A 4,193-nucleotide genomic window follows, 5' to 3' on the forward strand; every position below is an offset into this window, starting at 1 on the left:
GCTCCCTCAAACCCGAAAGATCATCGCGTCCAACAGCCACGGCCCTCGCAACTCCCACAGATCGCGGGTGTTGCGAGGACCGTTAGAACCCAAGGTCCCTGGCGGGGCCTCTGTTCGCTCGCGTTACAGCGTGATCGACGCTCTGCTACCGCGTCCAGGCGAAGCGTTGTGGCAGCCCCCCACACAGCGGGGCAGGGATGCGCTCGGATTGCGAGACAGGATCCGGACCGTAAGCCCCACGAAACAACGGGACTGACAAATCGAATCAAAAGTCCGGATAGGTGTTCACATATTCAGAGTTTAGGAATTCCGTAAAAGATCCCCAATGGCTCATTGGAGCGGCCTCCCCTTCCATGTAGAGGGACACGGGAGGATCTTGCAGGGATGTCGACTCCATCCAATAGACCTGATACCCCTGATGCATGGCAAATACAACAGCACCATCAGGCAGATCTATCCCTCCAGGATTATCGGAGAAAAAATCATCGCCAGCTCGCCGCATGTCGAGGATTACGGGGAAGAAGGCATCGGTTCCACGGAGGATCCCGCCAGCACCACGCCCCATCAGGGACAGGAACTCCCCATACTGTTCAGGGACCCTCCGAATGCCCCACAGGTCGCGAACGCGGTCAATTTCCGCATTGGTCATCCCTGCGACGGAATCAGGGGCAATCCGCCTTACGGTCGCAGCGATATCCGGGATAGAAAGCATCAGCCAACTCCCGTAGAAATATTAATCTGGATTCCAGGAAACGCCTTACTGAACTGACCTATTAGGCCCTCGCAGCTCGGGCAGACGATGCGCTCTGAGTACAGATCTATCGTGCCCTTGGATTCAGGAGTAAGGCGCTGCGCCAACGTTTCGAAAATGTGAGTCTCCGAATCATAAGGTCGAGTGCCGGGGTCAAACCTTCGCGTGACAGGCATGCCAGTCTCTCCAGGGTTTACATGCTTCCCGCTCGTCGCCGTCATGAAATCATTCGACCCATCGACCCGCACCCGCGCCACGGCGATATTCTTGTCCGCCTTAACGCCGAGGCCGTTATTTGCGTTGACCCGGTGATCAGCCGCCATTTCGGCAAGATCGCAGTTGTGGACGAGGACCGGCGTGGCCCCTGCCAGCACATAGTACGTGTGGAGCAGGTTGACGGTGAGGTTGTGGGTGGTGACGGCGTAGGGATAGTTGCGGACGGACTGGATGGTGCGGGTGGTGCCGTCAGGCTGGCGGAGGTGTTCGCCGGGGGTGAGTTCACCGGCGTCGACCCACTGCTGGCGGGTCTCGCTCCAGTAGGGGTGGTGGTAGGTGGAGGTGATCTTCGCCTGATCGGCGGCCAGCAGGCTGCGCGGGCTGGCGTCGTGACAGCCACTCCGAAACTCCCAAGCAGCACAAGATCATAAAAGCAGTAGACCACCCTGAGGGGCGGCCTACTGCTTTTACTCCTAGAGCGTCTCTATAGGGAGCTCCCCCAAGAGATTCAGAGTAATTCTCTCAAGACCCGATGAACTGACTCTCCGAAATCCGGACAGATGACTGGCAAGCATATCGACCAGAACACACGTGCGAACATTCTGATTGGCCTCAAGAAACCACATGTAGCACCTGAATGACCGCTCTCCAATCTCCACACTGAATCCATTTTCAAGAAATGGCATCACGATATGGAGGCCGCGCCGGTCAATCCTTTTGGACGAAACCAGCAAGTCCATCCGCGTGCGAAAGGATTCACTTCTCGGATCCCGGAGAACCTCCACCAGATCCCCATACGTTGCAGCCCGGACCCCATAAATCTCGGGATCAACTTGAGCAGCATCCATCCCAAGCCGCCAATCCATTAGAAGAGATCAAACAGGTCCTTGACGCCCCCCTGGGGGCCACTTCCGTCAAAGTCATCGAACATGCTCAAATCCCTTTGATGCCGCCGCACCGCCACCTTCGTGGTCCAGTCGATCTTATGATCAGGGCTCTCCGCCCTTCGGATCAGCTCAGCCACGCGATGATTTCCCTGCACGACCGTGTTGTGCTCGTTAATTGTGATGAATTGACCATCGTGCGGCCTGTTTACGGCTTGCAGAAATTCTTCATCTGAAAGACTCCGAAGCGGCGCGAGATGCGACTCCTCCGTACCATGCGCTGGCTTGGTCATACTCAGCTCATGAACCGTTGCTGTGTCGCAGTTATGCACCAGAACCGGCGTGGCGCCTGCGAGCACATAGTACGTGTGGAGCAGGCTGACGGTGAGGTTGTGGGTGGTGACGGCGTAGGGGTAGTTGCGGACGGACTGGATGGTGAGGGTGGTGCCGTCGGGCTGGCGGAGGTGCTCGCCGGGGGTGAGTTCGCCGGCGTCGACCCACTGCTGGCGGGTCTCGCTCCAGTAGGGGTGGTGGTAGGTCGAGGTGATCTTTGCCGGGTTGTCGGCGGGCGGGCCGCGGGGGCTCGCTTCGTCGGTGAGGGTGAGGTCGGTGAAGTCCTTGTCGTCGGGGGTGGTGATGGTCGCGGTGACGGTCTCGGGGCGGGTCTCACCGGTCTGGGGGTCGGTGGCCATGACGACGTCGCCGTCGTGGATTTCCTCGATCGGCTTGAGTGTGCCGTCGCCCATCAGGACCTGGGTGCCGGTGGGGAAGCTGTTCTTCTGCAGGATGGGGCAGCTGGTGCCGGCCGCTTCGTCTGCTTCGGCCGCGACGGCTTTGCCTTCTGTGCCCGCGGCGTCTGTGGCGGTTTCCTTGGCCGCCTTTTCTTCGGCGGCCTTGGCGGCGGCTCTCTCCGCTGCCCGCGCTTCGGCTGCAGCCGTATTGGCCCGGACGATGGCCTTCTCGGCGTCCGCCATGGCGCGTTCGCCGGAGCGGATCATGTCGTAGGCCTTGTCGATCTCCTTGTAGATCTTGAAGGCCTTGATGCCGACCTTGACGGCCTTGAAGAGCTTGCCCCAGGGAACCGCGTTCAGGGCCGTGTTGACGCAGGCCATCACGTCGCCCTTGGTGAAGCAGTCACGGGCGTCGTTGAAGCCGATCAGGTCACCGATCAGGTCGACGACCTGGTGCACGATCTCGTCGCGCTTGCGCTTTCCCTCGTTCCTGACCTTCTCCGCCCCGGCCTTCTGCTCCTGGGCCTTCTGCTGGTCTGCGGTAGGCGGAGGGGTGGGCGCCGTCGAGGCCGGAGGACTGTAGATGAACACCGCATCAACAGCCTGGCCGTTGCTACGGACGTAATCGTGGTTGTTACTGCACTCGGCCGCGAAGTCACAACCGACCTTCAGGCCGTTGGCGTCGGACTTGTTGACGGGGCTGTTGTTGGCGTACGCGTAGGCATTCCACTGCTGCGGGTCACCCGCGTCGGTGATGGGATCGGGGCTGATGAAACGGCCCGTCCTGGGGTCGTACTCCCTCGCACCGAGGAGGGTCAGGCCGGTGGCCGTCTCCTTGGTGCCGCCGACGAAGCCCTTGTCGCCGGCCCAGACGCCGGTACCCGGCTGGGCGCCGCGCTCGTTGCCGAAGGGGTCGGTGGGGCGGCGGACCTGAGCGAGGTTGTAGGCGTCGAACTGGACACCGTTGGTGCCGTGCGGGTCCGAGGCCTGATAAGCCAGGGTGGAGTTGCCATTGATGACGGTGCGGGTGATGGAGAGACCGTTGGGCGCCGCGTAGCTGCGGACGCCGGTGACCGCCTGGGTGTTGGTGTCCAGCGTGATCTGGTCGGCCCCGAGGTTGAGCGTGGTCTTGCCCGGGTCGCGGCGAATCAGCTGGTTGCCGGAAACGTCGTACAGGTAACTGGTGCCGGCACTCTGACCGGTACCGGTGATCTGATCGAGCTTGCCCTGGGCGTTCCAGGTCAGTGTCCTGGTGCCCGGGGTGTCGGTGATGGAGGTCGTGTTGCCCGCGGCGTCATAGGTGTACGAGGTCACCGCCGGGCCGGCCGGGCCGGTCCTGGTGGACTTCATCAGCGCGTGCGGGCCACCGGTGCCGCCACCGGTCTTCGGGTCGGAGGACGGGGTGTTCGGACCGCTGCCGAACGTCTGGGTGGTGGTGACGTCCTTGCTGGTGTCGCCGTTGACGTCCTTCTGGACCAGCTTCGTCCGGTTGCCGATCAGGTCGTACTCGTACTGCCGGGCTTTGCCCTATTTTGTAGACACTTGCCTGTTATGCGACCAAGTCCAGGTTAATGACGCTCGTGGCGTGTTGCCGTTCATAGTCGACGGGGC

4 protein-coding genes are annotated in these 4,193 nt (G+C 61.4%); 1 reads left to right on the plus strand and 3 read right to left on the minus strand.

All coding sequences use genetic code 11. The annotated features are described in order from the left end of the window. Nucleotides 1-265: 265 nt before the first annotated feature. The 3 genes from ACIQIB_RS39155 to ACIQIB_RS39165 form a co-directional block, all read right to left on the minus strand. On the minus strand, nt 266-649 hold the full coding sequence (locus tag ACIQIB_RS39155; RefSeq protein ID WP_363613232.1) for an SMI1/KNR4 family protein: 384 nt from the start codon (nt 647-649) through the stop codon (nt 266-268). A gap of 62 nt (nt 650-711) precedes the next feature. After that, nucleotides 712-1,338: a deaminase domain-containing protein gene (locus tag ACIQIB_RS39160; RefSeq protein ID WP_400764212.1), complete on the minus strand. Its 627-nt coding sequence runs from the start codon at nt 1,336-1,338 to the stop codon at nt 712-714. 494 nt (nt 1,339-1,832) lie between these two features. Continuing rightward, nucleotides 1,833-3,896: an RHS repeat-associated core domain-containing protein gene (locus ACIQIB_RS39165; RefSeq protein ID WP_400764207.1), complete on the minus strand. Its 2,064-nt coding sequence runs from the start codon at nt 3,894-3,896 to the stop codon at nt 1,833-1,835. Between ACIQIB_RS39165 and ACIQIB_RS39170 the strand changes: the two genes are divergently transcribed. Then, nucleotides 3,883-4,193: hypothetical protein (locus ACIQIB_RS39170; protein WP_400764209.1), on the plus strand; the 311-nt coding region annotated here is incomplete at its 3' end. The two genes, ACIQIB_RS39165 and ACIQIB_RS39170, sit on opposite strands and share 14 nt — an antisense overlap.

This window comes from Kitasatospora sp. NPDC092286, from assembly GCF_044755565.1.
In the GTDB taxonomy this organism is placed as follows: domain Bacteria; phylum Actinomycetota; class Actinomycetes; order Streptomycetales; family Streptomycetaceae; genus Kitasatospora.

Coding starts and splice junctions, on each gene's coding strand:
- ACIQIB_RS39155 (WP_363613232.1), bottom strand. CDS start 649: ATGACCAATGCGGAAATTGACCGCGTTCGCGACCTGTGGGGCATTCGG.